Raw genomic sequence first — 25,401 nt, 5'->3', positions numbered from 1 at the left:
TACACGTTGGGCCAGCTGAACGCCTTCCTCGCCGCCGATCGCCGCCTCGAACACGAACGGCTCGCCACCCGGCTTGCCGTCATGACCGCTGCCGCCCAGGGCAGTCGCGACGGCATCCGTGAACTCCAGACCGAACTCCATCGGGGCATGCGTGATGAAGATCGATCTGGTCGCTGAGGGCTTGCTGGATCGGCGGCGCTTCAGCGCCTGGCAGGGCGACACCCGCAAGGCGATCCACACCGCCGTGGCCCGCGCGATGCGCGACACCGGCAAGGTGATGGCCGAGCGGGCGCGGGGCGAAATGCGCGCCGGTTTCAAGGTCGTGAAGCCGAAGTTCCTCCGCTCGATGCACGCCAAGGTGTTCGACCGCAAGGCCAAGGAATTCCCGGCCCTCTACATCGGCTCGAAAGTGCCCTGGCTGGGTATCCACGAACAGGGCGGAACGATCCGGGGGCGGATGCTCGTCCCGCTGCTGCCGCAGCACCGGCGCATCGGGCGCAAGGCGTTCGCTCGGGTGATCGATGCCCTGATGCGCTCCGGCAATGCCTTCTTCATCGAGAAGAACGGCCGGCAGATCCTGATGGCCGAGAACATCGCCGAGAACGCCCGGCCGCTCGCGCGCTTTCGTCGTGCCGAGCGGGAGCGCACCGGCGCCAGGCGCGTGCGGCGCGGCCAGGAGATTCCCATCGCCGTGCTCGTGCGACGCGTGAGCTTGAGAAAACGGTTCGACCTCGCCCGCTCGGTGCGAGGCGATCTTCCCCGCCTGACGGCGGCCATCCGTAAAGCAATGTCGAAGGTTTGAACGTGGCCGGTAACCGTGCCCAGATCCTCATCACCGCCGTCGATGAGACGCGACGGGCCTTCCAGTCCGTACAGGGAAATCTCGCCCGCCTGCGCGGCGAAGCCGCCCAGGTCGGCCAGGTGCTCTCCCGCATCGGCGGTGCGATCGGCATCGGGCTGGGGGTGCGCGAACTGGTCGAGGTCGCCGACCAGTACAAGAACCTGCAGGCGCGCCTCAAGCTCGCGGTCACCTCGCAAGAGGAGTTCAACCGCGCCGACGCGGCCCTCTTCGAGATCGCCCAGAAAAACCGCGCGCCCCTGGCAGAGACCATCACTCTCTATGCGCGGCTCGCACCCTCGGTGCAGGCGTTGGGGCGTTCGCAGGCGGACGTGCTGGCGGCTACCGACGCCATCGGGCAGGCCGTGTCGCTCTCCGGCGCATCCAGCGACGCGGCGGCCGGTGCCCTGCTGCAGCTGGGGCAGGCCTTCGCCTCGGGCCAGCTGCGCGGTGAGGAGTTCAATTCCGTCATCGAGCAGACGCCGCGCCTGGCGCAGGCCATCGCCGACGGCATGGGCGTGCCGCTCGGCTCACTGCGGGCCCTGGCGCAGGAAGGCAAGATCACCTCGAAGGCCGTGCTCGACGCCTTGCTCAAGGAGCGGACGCGCCTCGCCGAGGAGTACGCGAGCCTCCCCGATACGGTGTCGGGTGCGCTCACCCGCCTCAGGAACGCCTTCCAGCGAGCCTTCGGCGAACGCGACGCGAGCTCGGGTCTGACGGCGGGACTGGCGCAGGCCATCCAGCTCGTCGCCGGGCATCTCGAGCTGCTGATCGACTTGGCCGGTGTCGTGCTGGTTGCCGCGTTCGGGCGGATGGCCGGCGCCTTCGCGACCAGTGTTGCTGCCGCCCGGGCGGAAGCGGCCGCGCGCCTGGCCAACCTGCGCACGCTGGAAGCCGAGGCGCTCGCCCGGGTGCGGCTCGCCGATGCCGCCTTGGCTCAGGCACGTGCGCAAGGGCTTGCCACCGGCGCGCTGGTCGCGGATGCGGCCAAGGCCCGGCTGCAAGCCACCGCTGCTTCCGGTGCCGTGGCTCAGGCAGTAGCGTCCACGTCCCTGCTCGGTCGCGCCGCGGGTCTGTTGCGCGGGGTGCTCGCGCTCCTGGGCGGGCCCATCGGCGTCATCGTGACCGCCGCGGGGCTGCTCGCGGGCGCACTCTATTCGGCGCGCGACGCCGTGGTCGAGTTCGGCGGCAGGACCGCCTCGATCAAGCAGATCGTCGCCGCCGCCTGGGACCTGGTCGTCGAGAAGGTCGGCGAAGTCGTCAGAGCCTTAGGAAGGCTGGTCGGTACCAACGATCTCTCCTGGGTCCGCGTGCGCGCGGCGATGGTCGGCGCGCTGAACGCCATCGGCACGGCCGTCCGCGCGATGGTGAACGTCGTCATCGGCGCGTTCAACGCCATCGGCAGCGTCGTCGGCATCACGGCCGCCTTCCTGGTCGAGCGCTTTCGTAGCGCCTTCTCCGACATCGGAGAGCTGGCGAAGGCCTTGGGCCAGGACGTGGCAGCGGCCTTCAGCGGCGACTTTTCGATGCAGGCGCTGCGCGCAGCACTCGGCCGCCAGCTCGGCGAGGTGCGGGATTTCGGGAAGGAGTTGGCTGGAGCCGTGCGCGACGCCGTCACGCGCGACTACGTCGGGGAGGCCGCGCAAGCCATCGCCCGGCGCATCCGCCCCGAGCAAACCCAGCCGGGCGTCTTCGGCCGTCCGCAGCCGCAGGCCTTGTCCGCCCCCGACAAGGGAGGCGAAGCAGCGAAGCTCGCCCTCGTGCAGGCCCAGGCCGAGGCCGAATTCAAGCTCCTCAAGGACGCGTTGGACCGTCAGGCGCGGGCATTGGATGCCTCCCTCGAAGACCGGCTGATCTCGCTCAAGGACTACTACGCGGCCAAGACCCGGATCGAGCAGCAGGAGATCGATGCGGAGATCCGGCGCGTGCAGGTCTCGCTCGCGGAGCAGCAGCGCCTGCAGAGGACCGGCAAGGACGAACCGGTACGCCTCAAGGCGAAAGCCGAGGTCGCCAAGCTCGAAGCGGAGCTCACCGTCCTCAACAACAAGCGCGCGGACGTCGAGGTCGCCAATGCCCGCAAGGCCACCCAGGCCGAGCGCGAGCTGCGCGAGGAGCTTGCCAAGGTGCGCGACGAACTGCTCGACCTCACCGGGGCGGCGACCAGCCAGGATCGACGCGCGGCGATCGAGCGGCAGTACCAGACGCTGATCGAGCGGCTGCGTGCCGAGGGCGACACCGAAGGCGTGGCCACGGTCGGGCGCCTCATCGACGTCAAGTCGGCGGCCGCCGATCTCGCCGACTACGAGCGCCAGTTCAACGACGCGCTCGCCCGGATGCGTGCATCCGAGGAGTCGATCAACCTGCAGCGCCAGTCGGGGCTACTCACCGAATCCCAGGCACGAAGCCAAATCCTTGCGCTGCATCGCCAGACGGGCGAATCGCTCGATGCGCTCCTGCCGCAGTTGGAGGCCGCCGCCGCGGCCATTGGCCCGGAGGCCGTCGCCCGGGTACAGACCTGGAAGAACGAGATCGCGCAGGTGAAGCTCGTGGTGGACGACGTGGCGGTCGCCATCGACGGGGCGGTGCAGGACGGCTTCGCGCAGATGTTCGAGGCCATCGGCAGCGGCGCCAAGTCGGCCAAGGACGCCTTCGCCGACTTCGCCCGCTCGGTACTCGCCGCCATCAACCGCATCGCCTCGCAGAAGCTCGCCGAGGCGCTGTTCGGCAGCCTGTTCGGGGGCGGCGGCGCGGGCGGGTTCAGCCTGGGATCGCTGGTCTCGTCGTTGTTCCAGGGCTTCGCCGGCGGCGGCTACGTCACCGGCCCGGGCACCTCCACCAGCGACTCGATCCCGGCACGACTCTCCGCCGGCGAGTACGTAGTCAATGCCGCCGCCGTGAAGCGCGTGGGCGTGGCGTTCCTGGAGGCGATCAACGGCATCGAAGGCGGACCGCGCATCCAGGGGCCCCGGCTCACCTTCGCCGCCGGCGGGCTGGTGCCCGAGATGCCGCCCCCGCAACCGCAGGGCCAGGCGGTGCGCATCGTCAACGTGATCGACCCGGCGATGGCCGCCGACTACCTCAACTCGTCCGCGGGCGAGAAGACCATCCTCAACATCCTGCAACGCAATGCGGGAGCCGTCAGACAGGTGCTTGCGTAAATGGCGTTCGAAATCGGCACGGCCAGCGATTACCGCGATCTGCTGGACCGCTTCCATGCCTTCCTCACCACTCACCCGAATCTGGTCGCCGCGGGCCAGCAGTGGCAGGCGCTGCACTGGACGACGGACGCCGCTACGAAAGAGCTCATCCTCAAGGCGCCCGGCCTGGCCGGTGCCGAGGAGATCTACTGCGGCATCCGGGCCTACGAGAACGCCACGGCCGGCTACTACATGTGGGACCTGAACGGCTTCATCGGCTTCAACCCGGCCAACGACTTCTATACGCAACCGGGCGCGATCAGCGGCTGGCTGCCGATGATGTCGCTCTGGAACACAGCGATCCCGTACTGGTTCGTGGCCAACGGCCGACGTGCCGTGGTGGTGGCGAAGATCTCGACCGTCTACCAGGCGGCGCACCTGGGCTTCGTCCTGCCCTACGCGACGCCGGGTCAGTATCCGTACCCGCTGCTCGTCGGCGGCTCGATGACCGGCCAGCGGGGCCGCAACTACAGCGTGACCTCGCCCAACCACCGCCATTTCGTCGACCCGGGCGAGGATGGACAGAACAACGCCAACACCGCCTGCATGCTGCGCGGCCCCTCGGGCGCTTGGCTGCCGTTCCAGAACGTCGCCTACTCGTCGTCCGAGTATCGCTACGACGGGCCGCGCCCGGTCTGGCCGACGAACTACACCTACCTCGGCAACCTGCGCGAGGCGCCGGACGGCACCTACGTGCTCTCGCCCATCGTGCTCACGCAATACAACTCCGGCACCGATCACGACCTCTTCGGCGAGCTGGAAGGCGTCTATCACGTCTCCGGGTTCAACAACGCCGCCGAGAACCTGATCACGGTGGGCGGCGTGGACCACCTCGTGGTGCAGAACGTGTATCGCACCAGCGTGCGCGACTACTGGGCGCTGCGCCTTTCGTGACCGACCATGGCCTACCAGACTGGTACCTCCGCCAACCCCGATCAGCTGCTCGACGCCCTGCGCGTGTTCGCGGTGGCCAACGGCTGGACCCAGCTGCGCTGGGCCCCCGACGGCACCGGGCAGACCCTGTCGCTCGCCAAGGGCGGGCTCTACGTCCATCTGCGCTCCGCGGTGAATGAGCGCCTCTCCACACGCTACAACACCATCACCGGCATCTGGCTGATCGGCTCGACGGGATTCGATGCCGGCAAGCCCTGGTGGGATCAACCCGGATCGATCGTCAACGCCAGCTACGTGAGCAACACCACGAGCTACCGCGCCGAAGCCTGCGGCCTGTTCGAGGTGGGCACCGCCAACACCTACCACCTACTCTCGGCCGCCACGCCCGAACTGATCATGCTCGTCGCCGAGGTCTCGCCCGGCGTCTATCACCATCTCGCCTTCGGGGATCTCACGAAGTTCGGCAGCTACGGCGGCGGGGCGTTCGTGTCGGGCGCGTTCGGCCCGGACGCCTACACCTATACGTACAGCGGCTTCACCGACTACGTCTTCGGCTACGACCACGACCGGCACTTCGGCCTGCCGTTCAACGATTACAAGTACTACGGCGGCGCGAACTTCGTCCTCGCCGAGGTGGACGGCGCCACCGACTGGCACTCGGTCTGCAAGGACTGGGCGCTCACCGGCAAGCGCGCCAAGGCGCTGTGGGAACGGGGCACGGGCACGCCGCGCGACAGTCTGGCGCGCTACTGGTGGGGTCACGTGCCCAACACCTTGAACGGCGTGACGCCGATGCTGCCGTTCTACCTGTTCGTGGCGCGGCCTTCCGGCTTCTTCTCGCCCTTCGGCTTCACGCCGCACCTGCGCTATCTCAACATCACCCACTACGCGCCGGCGGAGGTCTTCGCGTTGGGCGCCGAGCAGTGGATGGCCTTCCCGGCCCACTCCAAGAACGGCAAGAGCGGCGTGCACGGCTATGCCGTGAGACTCATCCCCTGAGCGGATCATGCCGACCTTTCCCGGTTCCATCCTGCCTGGTGCCGCCCGCCAGGAGCCGCCGACCTGGTCGCGCTCGCCGGAGGTCTCCGAGCGCGTGCCGGTCGCCTTTCCGTTCGACCCGAGTGCGAGCTCGGTCATGCGTCCGGGCGCGCGGCTCGACACCCAGCCCGTCGACGAGCTGCGGCTCGGCGTCAACGGCGCTCTGCTGCCCACCTTTGGGGCCGACTGGTATCACCGCATCCACGTCATCCCTTCGACCATCGATCTCGGCAACCTGGTGAGTCCGGTCGAGCGGGTGCTGGAGGTGTGGAACGCTCGGTTCGACGCGCAGACGCTCGATGCCATCGACGAGACCGGAACGGACGGGCTGCTGCTCTCGGGCCAGCCGGCGCCGCCGCTCGCCTTCGGGCCGCTGCAGTCGCGCCTCTACACCTTCGCAGCGGGCACGCGCGGGGCGCCGGTGATCGACGCCGCCTACCGCTTCGTCTTTGCCGGCGGGCTCACCGCGCTGCTGGTGGTCACCGGCCGCCGCGTGGTGGTCTTCGGCATGCGTCCGGACTGGTCGCAAGGGATCACCGAGCGGCTGGAATGGCTCACCGAGGTGCTGGAGGCCTACGACGGCACCGAGCAGCGGGTGCGCCTGCGGCAGCTGCCGCGACGCGGTTTCGAGTATGGATTCCTGATCGAGGGCCGGGACGCCCAGGTGCTGGATCACCTGCTGTTCGCCTGGGGCGCACGCATCTACTGCCTGCCGGTGTGGACCGACGTCTCCACCCTTGCGGGCGAGGCCGCCATCGGCAGCACCGCGCTCACCGTGCAGGATGCCGCCAACAGCGACTACCACGCGGGCGGTCTGGCGGTACTGTGGCGCTCCAACACGCGGCACGAGGCGGTGGAGATCCTCTCCATCGCCGGCAACACGCTGACCCTCAAGCTCCCCTTGGCCGGGAGCTGGCCGGCCGGCACGCGGGTGTTTCCGGCGCGGCTCGCCCGCCTCGAGGGCGAGGTGGCCGTTACGCGTCCCACCGACACCATCGCCGTCGGCCGCTGCCGTTTCGGCATCGAGGACATCACGGCGCCCGCGGTCGCCGACTATGGCCCGGCCTATCAGGGCTACCGGGTGTTCGACTGGCGGCCCAACCGGAGCACCGACCTTGAGGACAGGTGGCTTCGGCGCCTCTCCATCATCGACTACGGGACGGGACTGCCGACCTTCGACGACGAGTCGGGCTCCCCGCTCATCGGACGCACGCTGACCTGGCTGCTCACCGACCGGAGCAAGGCGACCGCCTTCCGGGGCTGGCTCGCCGCACGCGCGGGACGGGCGAATCCCTGCTGGTTGCCGACCTTCGAGTCCGACCTCGAAGTCAGCCGCACGGTGGCGGCCACGGATGCCGGCCTCGTCGTCCGCAACGTCGGCTACGCCCGCTTCGTCGCCGCCGATCCCTTGCGGCGCGACCTGCGGCTCCTCACCACGGCCGGCACCTTCCATCGCCGTATCACCGGGGCGAACGAGATCTCCGAGGACGAGGAGCTGCTCTCCCTGGACGCGCCGCTGGGCGTGACCCTCGAACCCCAGCAATTCCTGCAGGTCTCGTACCTGGAGTTGGCCCGGCTCGACCAGGACGCGGTCGAGCTGCATTGGGAGACGGACGCCACGGCGCGCGTGCAGCTCTCCACCCGGACGTTGAGATCATGAGCTAAGACCATGAGCTATCTGGGCATCGAACAGTCCGCCCACGGCGGACAACCGCAGGAGCTCTACCGCTTCTCCCAGGGCACGCAGCGCTGGCTCTACACCTCGGGGCAGGTGGCGGTGGACTACCAATCCGAGACCTATCAGCCGGCGACGATCTCGCGCGGCGGCCTCGAGCAGAGCAACGAGCTCGCGCGGCTGGGGCTGGAGATCCGCATGCCGCGCGACCTGGCCGTGGCGAGTCTATTTCTCGCCGCCCCGCCCGAGGGTGTGGTGAGCGTGACCCTCTACCGGCGCCATGTCGGCGACGCCGAGTTCATCACCTACTGGAAGGGGCGCATCACCGGCGCGCGGCTGTCCGGCGCCGAGGCCACCCTCAAGTGCGAGCCCATCGCCTCGAGCCTGAAGCGGCCGGGCTTGCGTGCCCGCTACCAGCTGCTGTGCCGCCACGTGCTCTACTCCAGCGGCTGCGGCGCATTGAAAGACAGCTTTCGGGTGGACGGCACCGTAGCGGCAGTGAGCGGCGTGACCGTCCAGGTCGCCGTCGCCGCCAGCCGGCCGGACGGCTACTTCGTGGGCGGCATGCTCGCCACCACCGCCGGCGCGCGCATGATCGTCGGTCACGCCGGGATCGACCTCACCCTGGTCGCTCCCATGGTCGGCCTCACGGCGGGCGATGCGGTCCAGCTCTATGCCGGCTGCGACCACACGATGGCGCATTGCAAGGACAGGTTCGGCAACCTGGACAACTTCGGCGGCTTCCCCTTCATCCCGGTGAAGAACCCCTTCACCGGCGACGCCATCGTGTGAGGCTTTCCCATGTGGCAACAGATCATCATTTGGGTCGTCACCACGGTACTGTCCGCGCTGCTCGCGCCGCGCCCCAAGGTGCAGGACGCCCAGCCCGGCCAGATCGGCGACAAGGACGTGCCCATCGCCTCCCAGGACGCCCCCATCCCGGTGCTGTTCGGTACGCGGGTGATCTCCGGGCCCAACGTGGTCTGGTACGGCGACGTGCAGGTGCGGCCGATCCGCAAGTCCTCCGGGGGCAAGAAGTGACCGAGGTCATCGCTCGGCTGGAGCATGCCCGTGCCCTGGGCTACTGCGCCCGCGGCATGCGTCGCTGGTTCGAGGGGCGCAGCCACACCTGGGCCGAGTTCGTGGAGCGAGGGGTCCCGGCCGACTGGCTGCGCGCCACGGGTGACGCGATGGCGATCCGCCTCGCCGAGGTAGCCGACAAGGCCCAAAGGGCCGCAGGACAGCACGAAGTGCTGGTCCCGAGCGCAGCGAGGGATGCGCGAAGCGCACAGAAGGAGCAGGCAGGATGAGCGGCGGCGGCAAAGGCAGTCAGGAGTACACGGTCGGCTATTGGTACGGCCTCGGCGCCCACCTCGCCCTGTGCCACGGCCCGCTGGACGCCATCACCGAGATCCGGGTGGGCGAGCGCGTCGCCTGGTCGGGCAACGTCACCGGCAACACCACGATCACCATCGACAACCCCAATCTCTTCGGCGGGGAGGAGCGCGAGGGCGGCGTGCAGGGGCCGGTGGACATCCTGATGGGCGGGCCGACCCAGGGACGGAACGCCTACCTGCAGGAGCGCCTCGGCGCCGACATCCCGGCCTTCCGCGGCGTGGTGTCGCTGATCCTGCGCCGGGTGTGGGTCGCGGCCATGAACCCCTACATCAAGCCCTGGTCGGTGCGCGCCAAGCGGGTGCCGAGGCAGTGGTACGCGGCCAAGGCCGAGATCTCCGGCGACGCCAACCCGGCCCACATCGTGCGCGAGTGCCTCACCAACGGCGAGTGGGGCATGGGTTACCCGACGAGCGACATCGACGATGCCAGCTTCACGGCGGCCGCCGACGCGCTCCATGCCGAGGGCTTCGGGCTGTCGCTGCTGTGGAACAAGGAAGAGACCATCGAGGACTTCATCCTGTCGGTGCTCCGGCACGTGGACGGGCTGCTCTACGTCCATCCGCGCACCGGGCTCTTCACCCTCAAGCTCGCGCGCGACGATTACACGATCTCCAGTCTACCGATCTTCGACCCCAGTAACATCCTGCGCATCGAGGACTTCACGCGGCCCTCCTGGGGTGAGATCACCAACCAGGTGACCGTCGTCTACCGCGACGGCGTCACGGACAAGGACGGCAGCGTCACAGTGCAGGACATCGCCGCCGTGCAGCTCAACGGCGGCGTGGTGGCGACCACGGTCAACTACCCCGGCATCAGCCGAGCGGAGCTGGCCAACCGGGTGGCCATGCGCGAGTTGAAGCAACTCGTAAGCCCCCTCGCCAAATGCACCTTCGTCGCCAACCGCCAGGCATCCGGCCTCAACATCGGCGACGTGGTGAAGCTCTCCTGGCCGCCCTACGGCATCGACCAGATGGTGATGCGCGTCGCGCGCATCACCTATGGGGAGCTGGCGAACGGGGCGGTGCGGGTGGAGTGCGTGCAGGACATCTTCGGCCTGCCGCAGTCGGTCTACTCGGCGCCGCCCCCCTCGGGCTGGACGGAGCCGACCAGCCTGCCGGCGCCGTGCCCCCACCAGACCCTGTTCGAGGTGCCGTACTGGTCGGTGGTCAAGGACTTCACCGGCGAGTCCCAGAGCCTGCTCGGCGACATCGACGATCTCGACGGCCTGGTGGCAGCCTGCGGTTCGCGCCCCTCGTCGGACGCCTTCGGCTTCAAGGCACTGGCCCGCGTCAGCGGCAGTTTCACCGAGAAGGGCTTCGGCATCTTCACGCCCACGGCGGTTCTCACGGCAATGCTGCCGCAGTCGGCCGCGCAGGTGAGTGTGGGGCTGACCTCCGGCATCGACCTCGAGGAGGTGACTGCCGGAGGACTCACGGTGATCGACGGCGAATGGCTCAAGGTGGTGTCGCTCAACCTCGCGACCCAGACCGTCACCCTGGAGCGCGGGATGCTCGATACGGTGCCGGCGAGCCACCCCGCAGGCAGCCGCATCTGGTTCGTCGACGGCTTCCGCCACTACCTCACGCCCGAGTACGTCGCCGGCGAGACGGTGCGCGTGAAGCTCCTCACCCGCACGGCACGCGGCACGCTGCCCGAGGCGGCGGCCACAGAGATGAGCCTGCCACTCAACAAGCGCTTCATCCGTCCGTACTGCCCCGGCAACGCCCAGGTCAACGGCAAGCGCTATCCGACCGTGGTGGCCGGCGAGATCAACGTGAGCTGGGCCACGCGCAACCGCCAGTCCCAGACCGCCTACCTCGTCCTGCAGACCGAGGGGGCGATCACGCCGGAGGCGGGCCAGACCACAACCGTGCGCTTCTACAACGAGAATGGGCAGCTCGCGCGCACGGTGAGCGGCATCACGGGTAACGGTACCACCTGGCCGCTGGCGCAGGAGCTCGCCGACTCCGGCCTCGGGCGCGTCAACGCGCACGTCAAGGTGGAGATCGAGGCGAGCCGCGACGGCCATTTGTCCTGGCAGAAACACGTCATCGAATTCGACCGTACCGGCTACGGCCTGCGTTACGGCGACTACTACGGAGGTGTCTGATGGCCTTGAATGACCCGAACCTCGGCCTCGCCTACGGCTGGGCCCAGGGCGAACACAACTGGAACGGCGGCATGGACGCCAACCTGAAGCGGCTCGGCGCCGTGGTGGGCCTGTCGGTCAAGGACCGCGATCTCGCCACCCCACCCGCGACACCCGTGGACGGCGATCGCTACATCGTCCCGGCAACCGCCACCGGCGCCTGGGCGGGTCGCACCGACCAGATCGCCGTGCGCATCGCGGGCGCGTGGGAGTACCACGTCCCCAAGATCGGCTGGACCTGCTTCGTCGAGGACGAGGGCGTGCTCTCCGTCTACAAGGCGACCGGCTGGAGCCCCGGCATCGCCGTCTGATCGCTTCCCTTTCCATCATCCACCGAACCCGCCGCCCGGCGGGTTCGTCGTTTCTGGAGACCAGCAATGAGCCCACCCACTCTGCAAGACGGCATGGTCGTCATGCCGCGCGACGAGTTCGAGGAGCTGCTCGCACGCGCAGCCGAACGCGGCGCGAGGCGCGCCTTGGCCGACGTCGGCCTCGACGGCGAGGACGCCGCCCACGATATCCGCGAGCTGCGCGGCCTGCTCGAAGCCTTCAACGCCGCCAAGCACACCGCCTGGCAGACCGTGATCCGGCTCGTCACCACCGGCTTCCTCCTGGCGCTGGTCGCGGGCGCCGTCATCAAGCTCAAGCTGATGGGAGGTGGCCAATGATCGAGACCCTGCTCGGTGGGCTGCTGGGCGGAGCCTTCCGTCTGGCACCGGAGATCCTGAAGTGGCTGGACCGCAAGGGCGAGCGCAGCCACGAACTGGCGATGCAGGACAAGGCGCTTGAGTTCGAGAAGCTGCGCGGCGCCCAGCGCATGGCCGAGATCGGTGCCGGGGCCGATGCCGCGTGGAACGTGGGGGCCCTCGAGACCTTGCGCGAGGCGGTGGCGGCGCAGGGCCGAACCTCGGGCGTGAAGTGGGCCGATGCGCTGTCCACCACGGTCAGGCCCGTGGTCACCTACATCTTCGTGCTGATGTATGCCGGGGTGAAACTCTCGGCCTTCGTCGGCTCGGTGCAGTCGGGCGTGGGGTTCGGGCCAGCGTTGCTCGCAGCTTGGTCGGAAGCGGATCAGGCCTTGCTCGCAGGCATCCTGAACTACTGGTTCCTGAATCGCACCCTGGAGAAGGCACGGGGAGCGGTGTGATGGCGCGAACGGGCCGCCCCGAGACGCCCTTGCGCTGGCGCTTCCTCGAGAAAATCGACTTCGACCCGGATAGCGGGTGCTGGATCTGGAAGGGGGCCAGGCATCCGCAAGGCTACGGGCTCATCAAACGCAAGGACGGCGCGCAGCTGCGTGCGCATCGAGTCGCTTACGAGTTGGCGTATGGTCCGATCCCGGACGGTCTCATGGTCTGCCATCGCTGCGACAGGCCGCAGTGTGTCCGCCCCGGTCATCTGTTCGTCGGCACTGCACGCGACAACAGCGCTGACATGGTTACGAAGGGCCGATCGGCGCACCTCTTTGGCGAGCGCAACGGCAGTGCCCGCCTGACCCGTCAAGCAGTCCAGACGATTCGCTCCGAGAGTGGCTGCTACCGTGATCTCGCCGGACGGTTTGGGGTGTCGCCGTCGGCAATCGGCCTCATCAAACGGATGGAGCGATGGACACGCATGTGATCGTGGTACCCCAGGCGGCTATTGATCTCGCCAAGCGCTTCGAGGGCTTCCATCGCGTGCCCAAGCACGATCCCAACCGCGCCTATCCGTACATCTGTCCGGCCGGCTATCCAACGATCGGCTACGGTCACCTTTGCAGGCCGGACCATCCGCCGATCACCGAGGAAGAAGCCGAGGCCTACCTCGCCCAGGATCTGAAGGTGGCGCTCGCCGCAACGTTGCGCTACTGCCCGGTGCTCGCCGCCGAACCCGAGGGAAGACTTTCGGCCATCGTGGATTTCACGTTCAACCTTGGGGCTGGGCGTCTGCAGACATCAACGCTGCGGCGGCGGATTAATCAGCGCGACTGGCTGGACGCGGCTCGCGAGTTGCGGCGCTGGGTCTACGGTGGAGGTAAGGTGCTACCTGGTCTGGTAGCTCGGCGAGAGGCTGAAGTTTTGTTACTCCAAGAATGAATCAAGTAGCTTCCAACCTCATTGTTATGAGTAAATGAAGTGACAGCCTGACCGAGTCAATGGGCCTCTCGAAAATGTCTCGGTTGTCACCATTCTTATTCGTGCGTGGCGCACCTTAGGATGCCTGAATCGGCTGCAGGGCAATGATGGCCATGCCGATCAGCGCCACAGTCGCCCCTGCGAGATCCCAGCGACTCGGCGCAATACCGTCCACGGCCCATAGCCAGACGAGTGCGATGACGACATACATCCCACCGTAGACGGCGTAGGTACGTCCCGCCGCGCTCGGGTGCAGCGTCAGGAGCCAGGCGAAGAGTGCCAGCGCACTCGCCGCTGGCACTAGCAGCCACAACGATTTACCCTGTTTGAGCACCAGCCACGGCAAGTAACAACCCACGATCTCGGCGACAGCCGTGAGCGCGAACAGGGCAGCAGTCTTGGTGAGCTCGATCATCATGCCCTCAATGCAGATGTTGATGGTGCGCATCCGGGAAATGCGGATGTGAGGTTGCCCCTGAAAACTGGAGTTCTTAACCCTTGTTGAAAATACCGACAAGGAGTTCAGAGATGAGTGACAAGCAGGTGCGTGCGCAGTACACGCGAGAGTTCAAGCAGGAGGCTGTTCGGCAGGTCCGCTCGGGTCAGGCGATTGCGGTGGTGGCCAAGGTACTGGGCATTCCCAAAGCGAGCCTGAGCAACTGGGTACGGCTGTCAGCCAAGGGAGAATTGGACGGTGCGGGCGGTGGAGGCAAGAGCATCCAGGTCTCGCCCGAGCAGATGGAGATAGCCCGGTTGCGTGCAGAGAATGCTCGCCTTCGCATGGAGCGCGACATCGCAAAAAAAGCCGCGGCGTACTTCGCGCAGGACACGCTGCGAGGTACGCCTGGATTCACCAAATGAGAAAGCTGTACCCGGTGAGTGTGTCCTGCGGGGTGCTGGAGGTCAGCGCAAGCGGGTACTTCAACTGGCTGCGCCGGCGGCAGGCGGGCCACGGTGGACCTGCCCGGCGTCACAGTGACGAAGCCCTGCTGGCGTACATGCGCGCCATCCACGCCGAGGTGAAGGGGGAATACGGCTGGCCCCGCATGCACAAGGAACTGCTGGCCCGGGGCATCCGGGTGGGCAAGGACCGGGTGCGCAAGCTCATGCAGCAGCACGGCATCAGGGCCAAGACCAAACGCAAGTTCGTGGTGACTACCGACAGCCGCCACAGCCTGCCGATGGCGCCCGACCTGGTGCAGCGGCGCTTCAACCCCGAGGCGCCCAACCAGCTGTGGAGTGGCGACATCACCTACATCCAAACCGACGAGGGATGGCTGTACCTGGCTGCGGTCATCGACCTGTTCAACCGTCAGGTGGTGGGTTGGAGCCTGCAGCCGCACATGCAGGCCAGCCTGGTCAAGGACGCACTGGCCATGGCGTGGTGGCGCCGCAGGCCACCTCCTGGGCTGGTATTCCACAGCGACCGGGGCAGCCAGTATTGCAGCCATGAGTTCCAGGATGCCTTGAAGGACTGGGGCATGCGTTCATCGATGAGCAGAAAGGGGAACTGCTGGGACAACGCACCGACCGAGAGCTTCTGGGGTCGGCTGAAAACAGCTAGCGTACATGGGTGCAAATTCGCTACCCGTGAGCAGGCCAGGCAGGCGGTGATGGACTGGATAGCCTTCTACAATCACCGCAGGCTGCATTCGTCGCTGGGCTACCTCAGCCCGATGCAGTACGAGCAGCGCTGGTACGAGGCACAGCGTAAAAAGGCCGCGTGAACCGTGGGTTAAGAGCTACACGAAACAGGGGCAAGGTCAATGTACTGAGGGCATCGATGACGTGCATTTTACTCTCTTGACTCTTTAGTTGCTACATGGTTTCTAATGGACGGAACAATAGGAGCCCTCATGAACCAAAATACCAAGCTTGATGAAATTTCTGCTACGTCGGAGAGTCGCGGATGTGCCAAGCATTGCTCGCCTGCCGCTGTGCAGACCCACGCACCGGTAATCGACGACACGCCGGCGCGCGTCAAGCTACTTGTCGCCTCTGTCACGCAGCAATCGGCTGAATGTCTCCTCGGCTCACAGCCGTTGTGACCACAGAGTCGCGTTCAGGGTTGAGGGTAACGGCCCGGATGTGCGACCAGTCGCGTGTGCCGCGTGACCAGCGCGCGGGGTTGCGTTCGCGAGCCTGGAGGTAGACCTGGTGCCGAGCCGCAAGGATCGCGACGTCGTGGCCTTCATGGCGCTGTGCCGGGCTGACGTAGCGGATGCCGCTGTGCCTGTGATCGTGGTTGTACCAATGCACGAATTGGCGCGCCCACTCGCGCGCGGCGCACAGATCCGTAAAGCCCTTTTCTGGGAACTCCGGCCGGTACTTCGCCGTGCGGAACAGGCTTTCGACGAAGGCGTTGTCGTCGCTCACGCGGGGCCGTGAGTACGACGGTTTCACGCCCAGCCACCACAGCATGGCCAGCACGGTGGTGGCCTTCAGCGTGGCGCCGTTGTCGCCGTGCAGTACGGGTCGCTCGTCACGCGGCATGGCGTGAATGCCCTCGGCCAGCGCCGTGCGCTGCACGAGCCGCGCAGCGTGGTCGCAGTCGTCGTCCTCGTGCACCTCGAAGCCCACGATCTTGCGGCTGTACACGTCCATGATGAGGTACAGGAAGAACCAGCGTCCGGCGACATCCCTTGGCAGGAACGTCATGTCCCAGCACCACAGCTGTCGCGGCGCGGTGGCCACGTGAGTGGTCGGTGGCCGGCCCTTGCGTGGTGCCTTGGCGCGCCCGCGGTGACTCATTTGCCCCTGCGCACGCAGCACGCGGCGGAAGCTGGACTCGCTGGCGATGTAGACGCCCTCGTCAGCCAGCGTCGGCACGATGCGCGCCGGCGGCAGATCGGCGAAGCGCGGCTCGTTGGCCACGCTGACGATCTGCGCACGTTCGCGATCACTCAGCGCATGGGCTGGCGCCGGCCGCACGGCCTGCGGCCTGCCATCGCCCGATTCCAGGCCTTGGCCGGCCTTCCAGCGCTGCAAGGTACGCGCGCTGATCCCCATGAGTTCGCACGCTGGCTTCAGGCGCGCACCGGCATCGCAAGCCGCTTCGATGTCTCGGGCAATTTCCTGGCGATCTTCGAGGCCGATCATTCGTCCTCGCCCTTGTTCCTGTTGAAGATCGCCTCGGCTTTTTTTGACAGCACCAGCAGCGCCGCCGCCTCGGCCAGGGCCTTGTCCTTGCGGCGTACCTCTCGCTCGAGCTCTTTGATGCGGCGCCGATCCTCCTTGGTCTGCGAGGGGCTGGCACGTACTTGCTCGGGTGCAGCCAGTGCCCGCACCGCGTTGTCTCGCCATTGCTGCAGTTGCTGCGCGTACACGCCGTTCTCGCGGCACCAGGCGCTGCGCGAGGCATCGTCCATCGCCGCGGTCGTGATCACCGCCTCCAGGCGCGCGGCAGCTGTCCACACGCGCTCCTTCGCCGGCCTGGCCAACGACTCAGCGCGCCAGCGCTCCAGCGTGTCCACGCCCACTCCGATCTCGCGCGACACCACCTGCGGTGCGGCGCTCTCCGGCGGCAGCATGCGTGCCACCGCCCGGACCTTGAATGCTTGTCCGTATCGGGCCAACTTCTTCTCTCATCCGCGCCCCCGTGTCGATGAAACGATGGTGTGCGGGGGGCGGCGCCTTCGGCGCCGCACAGGCTGTGCATTTGTGGACGATGCGCTTCGCGCACCGGCCAGCTTGCCGTGGACAACGCATCCGCGTTGCCCACCGCGCCGGCCTTCGCCCACAAGCTCCACAGCCTCCCACCACCATCAATGAACCAGTCTCACAGCTCTGGTCCTATCGGGGCGACAAGTATTCTGACGCGGGGGGATAGGATGCCCGCATCTCTTTGCCCCGAACGGCACGAAGGCCCGCGACGCGGAGTGAACCTTCTACTGGTGCAACCGTCGCGCTGCTGCGTGACCTCCCAGGCCCGAAGTTCGGCGCAATGGACCGAGACTGGGTGCGCGGGTGTGCCGAGCTAGCAGGCCGTTGAAAAATCCCCCGTCGACGCTGGCGTCGGCCAGTACGATCTGAAGCCATCGGCGAACAACCCAGACGAGGACGATGAGAGGCAACCAAGACTTCCCAGGCAAGCGATGTTCAGCTACATCAGCCTTGAAGAGCGCGTGCCGCAGACACACCCGCTGCGCAAACTGCGCGCCGCAGTCGTTGCGCTGCTGGCGACGATGAACCGCGAGTTCGACGCGGTGTACGCCCGCCGGGGCCGCCCCTCGGTGCCGCCGGAGATGCTGCTCAAGGCCCTGCTGCTGCAGATCCTGTTCTCCATCCGCAGCGAGCGCCAGTTGGTCGAAGCGGTCAACTACAACCTGCTGTACCGCTGGTTCGTGGGCCTGAACATCGAGGACAAGGTCTGGGACCACTCCACCTTCAGCGCCAACCGCGAGCGGCTCTTCAACGAAGACTTGGCCCGCGCCTTCTTCGAGCGGGTCAAGCACACCGCCGATTGGGCGAAGTTGACCAGCGACGAACACTTCAGCGTGGACGGCACGCTGATCGAGGCCTGGGCCTCGCACAAGAGCTTCAAGCGCCGGGACGACGACAGCGCCAGCCCGCCCGGGCGCAACCCCGAGGTGGACTTCAAAGGGCAGGAGCGCTGCAACGACACCCACGCCAGCACCACGGACGCCGATGCCCGCCTGTTCAAGAAGAGCCAGGGCGACAAGTCCCGCCTGTGCCACATGGGCCACATCCTGATGGAAAACCGCAACGGGTTGATCGTGGACGTGGAGATCACCCATGCCAGCGGCACCGCCGAGCGCGAGGCGGCGCTGGCCATGTTGAAGCGTCGGGACAACAAGAACAAGCGGGCTACGGTCGGGGCCGACAAGGGCTACGACAGCAAGGCCTTCATCAAGGGCTGCCGAAAGCTCAAGGTCACGCCGCACGTAGCGGCCAAGGACAAGCACTCGGCGGTGGATGCCCGGATCACCCGACACGAGGGCTACAAGACCAGTCAGAAGGTGCGCAAGCGCATTGAGGAGGCCTTTGGCTGGATCAAGACCGTGGGTGGTCTGGCCAAGACCAAGCTCATCGGTCAGGCCAAGCTCACGGGTCAGGCGCTGCTGTGCTTTGCCACCTACAACCTGGTGCGCATGGGCAGCATCGGCGGCTGGTGGGACGCGCATCATGCGTGAGCCCGGGGATACGTGCGCCCGAAATGGGCGAGATGGCCTGCAAACAGGCCAGATTGGCCGGTGCAATCGCTGCGCAGACGCGTCTGGGCCACTCGTTTCTTCGAAAACAGCGTCCCTGATGCGTTCGATGCCCACTTTTTCAACGGCCTGCTAAGCGGAGCCGAATCCGGCCCTTCCGCCAAAACACTATAGCTGCTACAATCTTGTCCATGCGTCGCTTGTTTATGATTTTTCTGCTGGTATTGATGCCGCTGCAGCTCAGTTGGGCAGCGATTGCATCCTATTGCCAGCACGAAACTGGGGCCGCAGCCAAACACTTCGGTCACCATGACCATCAGCACAAGGCTACTGATGGTAAAGAGACAGCACCCGATCCAGCCAAAACCGGTGGCGGTGACCCTGATTGCGCATCCTGCCATGCGGGGTGTTCATCAGCCCTGCCTGGGGAGGTGACTCTCCCGCCGATGTTCAGCTCGTCCCTAGACATAGCGGACTACTGGCTGCATCTTACGTCGCCCCCTTTCGAACGCTTAGAACGCCCGCAGTGGCGTGTCCTCGCCTGATCGGCGGGGAGCGCGTTCCTTCCCTCGTCGTCACTAAAGCAGTCGCGCTTGGTGCGTGACCGCACAAAGCCGCCTTTGCGCCGCTGACGTGACGATGTAGCAGGCGATCATTTGGATCGCTCTCCGCCGATTTCCTCGTGTCTTTGAAATCACTGGAGAATCGGATGTTGAAGAGTATTCACAAGCAAAAACGACGGGCGTCACTTGCCGTTCATAGGGCTACAAAAAAGGCAACTGCAGCGGGCCTGCTTATTGCGCTCACCGCAGGGGTATCTTTTGCCCAATCGCTGCCTGCTGCGCAAGCCAACCGCACAGCCCAATCTGAGTCGCAGGCCGATGTGGCGACGCTTCTGACGTTGCAGAGAGCCATCGCGTTGGCGCTCGACGGCAATCCAGACCTTACCGTCGCAAAACGTGAAATTGAGGCTGCTGAAGGTCAGGTGCTTCAAGGGCAAGCGCGCCCTAACCCAGAGCTTGCCTATTTACTGGAAGACCAGCGCGCACAGACCCGTACACAAAGCGTGCAGATCAACCTTCCCGTTGAAATGGGCGGCAAGCGCGCGGCCCGTATCGCGGCCGCCGAGCGAGGGCGCGACATCGCAGTGGAAGACCTGAATGTGCGGCGCATCGAAATCCGCGCCGCTGTGGTCGCCGCCTTCTTCGAAACGCTGGCAGCCCAGGAGCGTGTAGCACTGGCTCTTGACAGTGTCGATTTGGCGAGAAAAGCGACCGACGCGGTTGCCAAGCGCGTGGCAGCGGGTAAGGTTTCTCCCGTCGAAGAATCAAAGGCCCGGGTGGCTGAGGCCGGGGTGCGCGTTGAACTCGCCCAGGCGCAAAGCGAGCACCGCAACGCTCGGGGACGTCTTGCCAGCTTGCTGGGTGCCAATCCACCTCGCTTCACCCTCGTCGCGGGCAATGTTGAAGCGCTCCCGCCCGTTCCAAGCTTCGACAGTGTCCAGCAACGCCTGTCTGTCTCGCCAACCTTGCGTCGTGCGCAGCTAGAGATGGAACGCCGCAGATCACTGGTCGATTTGGAGCGCAGCAAGCGGGTACCCGATGTCACCTTCAGCCTGGGAGTGAAGCGCTCCAATGAGCTGCAGCGTGATCAGCTGCTGTTCGGCGTCTCCGTGCCGTTGCCGTTGTTTGATCGCAATCAGGGCAACTTGCTGGAAGCGCTGAAGCGCGAAGACAAAGCCCGGGACGAACTCCAGGCGTTGAACGTGCGAGTCGGCACTGAAGTGATGCAAGCCCGCGAGCGGCTGGACGCCATTCGCAGGGAAGTCGAGGTCTTGCAACGGGACGTACTCCCCGGGGCTAAGAGTGCCTACGACGCAGCCACCATCGGATTCGAGAACGGCAAGTTCAACTTTCTAGAAGTGCTAGACGCGCAGCGCACCTACTTCGCCGCCAAGTCCCAATACCTCAAGGCACTGGCCGAAGCGCATCGCGCGGCGGCGGACATTGACCGGGTGCTCGGCGACTCCACCCCGAATGCCGACAAGCCATCCAATCAGGAATGAATATGAAAATCGACACAAAAAAACTGAACATCAGCAAAAAGCAGTTGGTCGCCATCGCTGCAATTGCCGTGACTGGCGTAGTGCTTGGCACCGCCATTCTGAGCAACAAGACAAGCAAGACGGCGGAAGATGATGGCCACGGTCATGGCAGCCACGTTGAAGCGAAAGCGCACAGTGATGGTGAGCACCACGGCAAGACGAGTGGCGATGGGCACGATCATGACAAAGGCCACGCTGACGGCGAGCACCACGAAGGCCCCAGCAAGGGGCCTCATGGCGGCAAGCTGTTCAAGGAAGGAGATTTTGGGCTGGAGGCTTTGCTGGCCGAGGACGGAGGCGAACCACGCCTGCGGATCTGGCTGTTCAGCAAAGATAAGCCGCTTCCAAACAATGCAGCCAAAGTCAGCGCCACCATCACGCGCTTGACCGGAGAGACGCAGACCCTCAACTTTGCACCTGACAAGGACAGCCTGGTGAGCCGTGAGGTGGTGCCCGAGCCACACGCGTTCGAGATCAGCATCGTTGCCCAGACTGCCACCGAGCCCTTCATGTTCGTCCTGAACCAAGAGGAAGGGAAGGTCGAGCTTAGCGATGCACAAATCAAGGCCGCATCCATTGGCATCGACACGGCAGGTCCTGCGCGCATCAAGTCTGTTTTGCAATTGCCAGGCGAAATTCGTCTGAATGAAGACCGGACTTCGCACATTGTTCCGCGCATTGCGGGTGTGGTCGAGAGTGTGCAGGTCAGTCTGGGGCAGGCGGTCAGACGAGGCCAAGTTTTGGCCGTCATCGCCAGCCCGGCGGCATCAGAGCAGCGCAGCGAGTTGCAGACAGCACAAAAGCGATTGACCTTGGCCAAGACCACGTATGAGCGTGAAAAGCGGCTCTGGGAGCAGAAGATCTCTGCCGAGCAGGACTACCTGCAAGCCAAGCAAGCCTTACACGAGGCAGAGGTCGCCGTGGCCAACGCCCAGCAGAAGCTGTCCGCCTTGGGTCTGACATCAGGATCTTCGGGGGGGCTCAATCGCTTCGAGCTGCGCGCGCCATTCGACGGCTTGGTGATCGAAAAACATCTCAGCCTCGGTGAGGCAGTCAAGGAAGATGCCGCCGTGTTCACAGTATCTGACCTGGGACAGGTCTGGGCCGAGATCAACGTGCCCGCGAAGGATTTGCCGCTGGTCAGGGTTGGCGAGAAGGTCACCATCAAAGCGACGGCCTTCGATGCCAGCGCGACCGGAACCATAACTTTTGTGGGTTCGTTGATCGGTGAACAGACTCGCATGGCCAAGGCCCGCGTGGTCTTGTCCAACCCCAAGGGCGTTTGGCGTCCTGGTCTGTTTGTCAGTGTGGAGGTGACTGCATCGGAGGCGGAAGTACCCGTGACTGTGGCCAGTGACGCCATTCAGACCTTGGGCGACAAGCCCGTGGTGTTCCTGAAAGTGAACGGAGGCTTCATTGCCCAGCCCGTGCAGTTGGGCCGCAGTGATGGCAAGCGGGTCGAGGTGGTGCAAGGACTCAAGCCGGGGGCTCCCTACGCGGCAGCAGGAAGTTTTGTCGTGAAGTCTGAGCTCGGCAAAGCCTCTGCCGAACACACCCATTGATACCGGAGCCACGCACATGTTTGAAAAACTTATTCGAGCAGCCATCGAACATCGATGGTTGGTGTTGCTGGCAGTCATCGGTATGGCGGCCGTCGGCGTATTCAACTACCAGAAGCTCCCCATCGATGCCGTGCCGGACATCACCAACGTCCAGGTACAGATCAACACCCAAGCGCCGGGGTACTCGCCGCTGGAGACCGAGCAACGGGTGACTTACCCGATTGAGACCGTGATGGCGGGCCTTCCCAACCTGGAGCAAACCCGTTCCCTGTCCCGCTATGGACTGTCACAAGTGACTGTGATCTTCAAGGACGGCACCGACATCTACTTTGCGCGCCAATTGGTCAACGAACGCATCCAGGAGGCGCGCGACAAGTTGCCCCCCGGAATTACCCCGACCATGGGTCCGATTTCGACCGGCTTGGGCGAGATCTACCTGTGGACGGTCGAAGCCAAGGATGGTGCGAAGAAGCCTGATGGCCAACCCTATACGGCCACCGATCTGCGCGAGATTCAGGACTGGATCATCAAGCCACAGTTGCGCAACGTGCCCGGCGTCACAGAAATCAACTCCATTGGCGGCTATTCCAAGGAATACCAGATCGCCCCTAATCCTGAGCGCCTCACCTCGCTGGGCGTCACCTTGCAGGACATCGTGACGGCATTGGAGCGCAACAACGGCAACGTGGGCGCGGGCTATATCGAAAAGCGTGGCGAGCAATATCTGATTCGAGCGCCCGGTCAGGTCAAAACCTTGGAGGACATCAGCAACGTGATCGTCAGCAGCGTCGGTGGTGTGCCGATCCGGGTGCGTGACGTGGCCGAGGTTGGGCTGGGGCGTGAACTGCGCACGGGTGCCGCCACAGCCAACGGGCGCGAAGTGGTGCTGGGCACGGCCTTCATGCTCATCGGCCAGAACAGTCGAACCGTCTCTCAAGCAGTCGACAAAAAAATGGTTGAAATCAACCGCAGTCTGCCTGAAGGCGTTCATGCGGTGACCGTTTACGACCGTACTGTCTTGGTGGACAAAGTCATCAGCACGGTGAAGAAGAACTTGTTGGAAGGCGCGATCCTGGTGATCGTGATCCTATTCCTGTTCCTGGGCAACATTCGCGCGGCCATCATTACGGCGGCCGTGATCCCCTTGTCGATGCTGTTCACCTTTACGGGGATGGCGACCTACAAGGTAAGCGCCAATTTGATGAGTCTGGGGGCACTGGACTTCGGCATCATCATCGACGGGGCGGTTGTGATCGTCGAGAACTGTGTGCGACGTCTCGCCCATGCACAAGCTCAGTACGGCAGGCCTTTGACGCGCTCGGAGCGTTTTCACGAGGTATTTCTTGCCTCCAAGGAATCGCGCCGCCCGCTCTTGTTTGGTCAGCTCATCATCATGGTGGTGTACCTGCCCATCTTCGCCCTGACCGGCGTTGAAGGAAAGATGTTCCATCCCATGGCGTTCACAGTGGTTGCTGCGCTGGTTGGGGCGATGATTTTGTCAGTGACTTTCATCCCGGCTGCAGTCGCACTGTTCATCGGCAACCGCGTCAGCGAGAAGGAAAACTGGCTGATGGTGCAGGCCAAGCGCTGGTACGGTCCTTTGCTGGACCGTGTCATGGCTGCCAAGGCCGTCGTCTTGGCGGTTGCCGCAGTAGCGGTGGTTCTGTGCGGCTTGATCGCGACCCGCATGGGCAGTGAATTTGTGCCCAGCTTGAACGAAGGCGATTTCGCCATTCAGGCTTTGCGCATTCCTGGCACCAGCCTTTCGCAGTCAGTGGCAATGCAGCAGCAGCTGGAATCAACGCTCAAAGCCAAGTTCCCCGAGATCGAACGCATTTTTGCGCGAACGGGAACGGCCGAGATCGCCTCCGACCCGATGCCTCCGAACATCTCCGACGGTTACATCATGCTCAAACCGCAATCGGAGTGGCCGGAGCCACGCAAGTCGCGTGACGAGTTGCTTGCAGCGGTGCAAGAAATCGCCGGCAAGATTCCGGGCAGCAACTACGAGTTCTCTCAACCGATCCAGCTGCGGTTCAACGAACTCATCTCAGGTGTCCGCAGCGACGTTGCGGTGAAGATATTCGGCGACGACATGGCCGTCTTGAATAAGACGGCTGAAGAAGTCTCGTCAATGCTGCAGAAGATCCAGGGCGCGTCCGAGGTCAAGGTTGAACAGACCACTGGATTGCCAATGCTGACAGTGAACATTGATCGTCAGAAGGCCGCCCGCTATGGTCTGAACGTGGGTGATATCCAGGACACCGTGGCTACGGCCATCGGAGGGCGTGAGGCCGGGACGCTGTTTGAAGGCGACCGTCGATTCGACATCGTGGTTCGGTTGCCAGAATCCCTGCGCAACGACTTGGAAGGCATGAAGCGCTTGCCGATTCCTTTGCCGCGCGGAACAGGTACGGGAGGTCTTGAAGGCCGAACCAACTTCATTCAACTGGGTGAAGTGGCGAGCTTCGAGTTGGCACCCGGCCCGAATCAGGTCAGCAGGGAAAATGGAAAACGTCGCATCGTTGTAAGTGCCAACGTTCGTGGTCGAGACGTGGGCTCGTTCGTCGCGGATGCAAAAGCAGCTCTGGCACAGGTCAAGATCCCTCCTGGGTATTGGACGAGTTGGGGCGGAACTTTTGAGAACCTGCAGTCGGCAACACAACGCCTGCAGATCGTTGTTCCAGTCTCTCTGCTCCTGGTGTTCGTCTTGCTCTTTGCGATGTTCGGCAACGCCAAGGATGGTTTGCTGGTTTTTACCGGCATTCCGTTCGCGTTGACGGGTGGAATCCTGGCGCTGTGGCTGCGCGACATCCCCATGTCGATCTCGGCGGCAGTGGGCTTCATCGCGCTCTCAGGCGTCGCCGTACTCAATGGCCTTGTGATGATTTCCTACATCCGCACCCTGCGAGAGGAGGGAATGCCTCTGGACGCGGCCATTCGGGACGGCGCGTTGACCCGTTTGCGTCCCGTGCTGATGACGGCCCTGGTGGCGTCTTTGGGTTTCATCCCGATGGCGATTGCCACTGGAACCGGCGCAGAAGTTCAGCGGCCCTTGGCCACTGTGGTGATCGGCGGCATCGTGTCTTCCACATTACTGACGCTACTCGTACTCCCCATTCTTTATCGTCTGGCCCATCGACCAGACGAGCAAGAAGAGGATGTCACTGCTGAGCCGGTGCATCCGCAAGATGCGACCACCTTGCACCAAACGTGATCCCTGCCACCCAAGCATTGAGTTTTTAACCCGTACTTTGAAAG

The 25,401-nt window shown here is 64.9% G+C and carries 22 protein-coding genes and 1 pseudogene; 21 read left to right on the top strand and 2 right to left on the bottom strand.

Translation table 11 applies throughout. From position 1 onward, the window contains the following. Nucleotides 1-6 precede the first annotated feature (6 nt). From M52SOB_RS09610 to M52SOB_RS09540, 15 genes are all read left to right on the top strand, one after another. Nucleotides 7-177, top strand: a complete 171-nt coding sequence (locus tag M52SOB_RS09610; protein ID WP_197722810.1) for a hypothetical protein — start codon at nt 7-9, stop codon at nt 175-177. Then, a complete protein-coding gene (locus tag M52SOB_RS09605; protein ID WP_127478515.1) occupies nt 155-802 on the top strand; it encodes a DUF6441 family protein in 648 nt (215 codons plus the stop codon). The genes M52SOB_RS09610 and M52SOB_RS09605 overlap by 23 nt, the downstream gene beginning before the upstream one ends. 2 nt (nt 803-804) lie before the next feature. Continuing rightward, on the top strand, nt 805-3,996 hold the full coding sequence (locus M52SOB_RS09600; RefSeq protein WP_172600508.1) for a tape measure protein: 3,192 nt from the start codon (nt 805-807) through the stop codon (nt 3,994-3,996). Then, the gene (locus M52SOB_RS09595; protein ID WP_102042202.1) at nt 3,997-4,929 is read left to right on the top strand and encodes a hypothetical protein; all 933 of its coding nucleotides are present in this window, start codon (nt 3,997-3,999) and stop codon (nt 4,927-4,929) included. It begins immediately after the preceding gene. Nucleotides 4,930-4,935: 6 nt separating this feature from the next. Then, nucleotides 4,936-5,928: a hypothetical protein gene (locus tag M52SOB_RS09590; RefSeq protein ID WP_127478513.1), complete on the top strand. Its 993-nt coding sequence runs from the start codon at nt 4,936-4,938 to the stop codon at nt 5,926-5,928. Nucleotides 5,929-5,935: 7 nt separating this feature from the next. After that, nucleotides 5,936-7,627 carry a hypothetical protein gene (locus M52SOB_RS09585; RefSeq protein ID WP_127478512.1) on the top strand — a complete coding sequence of 564 codons (1,692 nt, stop codon included), beginning with the start codon at nt 5,936-5,938 and terminating at the stop codon, nt 7,625-7,627. Between the two features lie 9 nt (nt 7,628-7,636). Continuing rightward, nucleotides 7,637-8,434: a phage BR0599 family protein gene (locus M52SOB_RS09580; RefSeq protein WP_127478511.1), complete on the top strand. Its 798-nt coding sequence runs from the start codon at nt 7,637-7,639 to the stop codon at nt 8,432-8,434. 9 nt (nt 8,435-8,443) lie between these two features. Then, nucleotides 8,444-8,683, top strand: a complete 240-nt coding sequence (locus M52SOB_RS09575; RefSeq protein WP_017365809.1) for a hypothetical protein — start codon at nt 8,444-8,446, stop codon at nt 8,681-8,683. Next, nucleotides 8,680-8,952 carry a hypothetical protein gene (locus M52SOB_RS09570; protein WP_197722809.1) on the top strand — a complete coding sequence of 91 codons (273 nt, stop codon included), beginning with the start codon at nt 8,680-8,682 and terminating at the stop codon, nt 8,950-8,952. Before M52SOB_RS09575 ends, M52SOB_RS09570 begins: the two co-directional genes overlap by 4 nt. Then, nucleotides 8,949-11,150: a phage tail protein gene (locus M52SOB_RS09565; protein ID WP_131111636.1), complete on the top strand. Its 2,202-nt coding sequence runs from the start codon at nt 8,949-8,951 to the stop codon at nt 11,148-11,150. The genes M52SOB_RS09570 and M52SOB_RS09565 overlap by 4 nt, the downstream gene beginning before the upstream one ends. Beyond that, nucleotides 11,150-11,500, top strand: a complete 351-nt coding sequence (locus M52SOB_RS09560; protein ID WP_102042207.1) for a DUF2793 domain-containing protein — start codon at nt 11,150-11,152, stop codon at nt 11,498-11,500. The genes M52SOB_RS09565 and M52SOB_RS09560 overlap by 1 nt, the downstream gene beginning before the upstream one ends. 66 nt (nt 11,501-11,566) lie before the next feature. After that, a complete protein-coding gene (locus M52SOB_RS09555) occupies nt 11,567-11,857 on the top strand; it encodes a DUF6127 family protein (RefSeq protein WP_102042208.1) in 291 nt (96 codons plus the stop codon). After that, nucleotides 11,854-12,336, top strand: a complete 483-nt coding sequence (locus M52SOB_RS09550; protein WP_102042209.1) for a hypothetical protein — start codon at nt 11,854-11,856, stop codon at nt 12,334-12,336. The genes M52SOB_RS09555 and M52SOB_RS09550 overlap by 4 nt, the downstream gene beginning before the upstream one ends. Continuing rightward, a complete protein-coding gene (locus tag M52SOB_RS09545; RefSeq protein ID WP_102042210.1) occupies nt 12,336-12,809 on the top strand; it encodes an HNH endonuclease signature motif containing protein in 474 nt (157 codons plus the stop codon). Before M52SOB_RS09550 ends, M52SOB_RS09545 begins: the two co-directional genes overlap by 1 nt. Next, a complete protein-coding gene (locus M52SOB_RS09540) occupies nt 12,794-13,264 on the top strand; it encodes a lysozyme (RefSeq protein WP_284155065.1) in 471 nt (156 codons plus the stop codon). Before M52SOB_RS09545 ends, M52SOB_RS09540 begins: the two co-directional genes overlap by 16 nt. Nucleotides 13,265-13,379: 115 nt before the next feature. Here M52SOB_RS09540 and M52SOB_RS09535 read toward each other — a convergent pair whose 3' ends face one another. Then, nucleotides 13,380-13,718: a YnfA family protein gene (locus tag M52SOB_RS09535; RefSeq protein WP_102043236.1), complete on the bottom strand. Its 339-nt coding sequence runs from the start codon at nt 13,716-13,718 to the stop codon at nt 13,380-13,382. Between the two features lie 113 nt (nt 13,719-13,831). Between M52SOB_RS09535 and M52SOB_RS09530 the strand changes: the two genes are divergently transcribed. Further along, nucleotides 13,832-15,030 (top strand): IS3 family transposase gene (locus M52SOB_RS09530; RefSeq protein ID WP_125902533.1). Its coding sequence is split into 2 segments (ribosomal slippage): nt 13,832-14,099 and nt 14,099-15,030, totalling 1,200 coding nucleotides; the frame shifts between segments, so codons are not numbered across the junction. A 274-nt stretch (nt 15,031-15,304) separates the two neighbouring features. Here M52SOB_RS09530 and M52SOB_RS09525 read toward each other — a convergent pair. After that, nucleotides 15,305-16,878 (bottom strand): IS3 family transposase gene (locus tag M52SOB_RS09525; RefSeq protein WP_131111635.1). Its coding sequence is split into 2 segments (ribosomal slippage): nt 15,305-16,440 and nt 16,440-16,878, totalling 1,575 coding nucleotides; the frame shifts between segments, so codons are not numbered across the junction. A 487-nt stretch (nt 16,879-17,365) separates the two neighbouring features. On the opposite strand from M52SOB_RS09525, the pseudogene M52SOB_RS09520 reads away from it, so the two are divergent. From M52SOB_RS09520 to M52SOB_RS09495, 5 genes and pseudogenes are all read left to right on the top strand, one after another. Continuing rightward, nucleotides 17,366-18,456, top strand: a pseudogene (locus M52SOB_RS09520) (IS5 family transposase). Nucleotides 18,457-18,665: 209 nt separating this feature from the next. After that, nucleotides 18,666-19,019, top strand: a complete 354-nt coding sequence (gene czcI, locus M52SOB_RS14100; protein WP_083932499.1) for a cation efflux protein, CzcI family — start codon at nt 18,666-18,668, stop codon at nt 19,017-19,019. A gap of 164 nt (nt 19,020-19,183) precedes the next feature. Then, entirely contained in the window at nt 19,184-20,539 is a 1,356-nt protein-coding gene (locus tag M52SOB_RS09505) for a TolC family protein (RefSeq protein ID WP_131111633.1), read from the top strand. Between the two features lie 2 nt (nt 20,540-20,541). Continuing rightward, nucleotides 20,542-22,140, top strand: a complete 1,599-nt coding sequence (locus tag M52SOB_RS09500; RefSeq protein ID WP_131111632.1) for an efflux RND transporter periplasmic adaptor subunit — start codon at nt 20,542-20,544, stop codon at nt 22,138-22,140. Between the two features lie 16 nt (nt 22,141-22,156). After that, nucleotides 22,157-25,357 carry a CusA/CzcA family heavy metal efflux RND transporter gene (locus tag M52SOB_RS09495; RefSeq protein ID WP_131111631.1) on the top strand — a complete coding sequence of 1,067 codons (3,201 nt, stop codon included), beginning with the start codon at nt 22,157-22,159 and terminating at the stop codon, nt 25,355-25,357. Nucleotides 25,358-25,401 lie beyond the last annotated feature (44 nt).

Source organism: Sulfuricystis thermophila (assembly GCF_004323595.1).
Classification (GTDB): Bacteria; Pseudomonadota; Gammaproteobacteria; order Burkholderiales; family Rhodocyclaceae; genus Sulfuricystis; species Sulfuricystis thermophila.
This window is presented reverse-complemented; position numbering and strand designations above follow the sequence as displayed.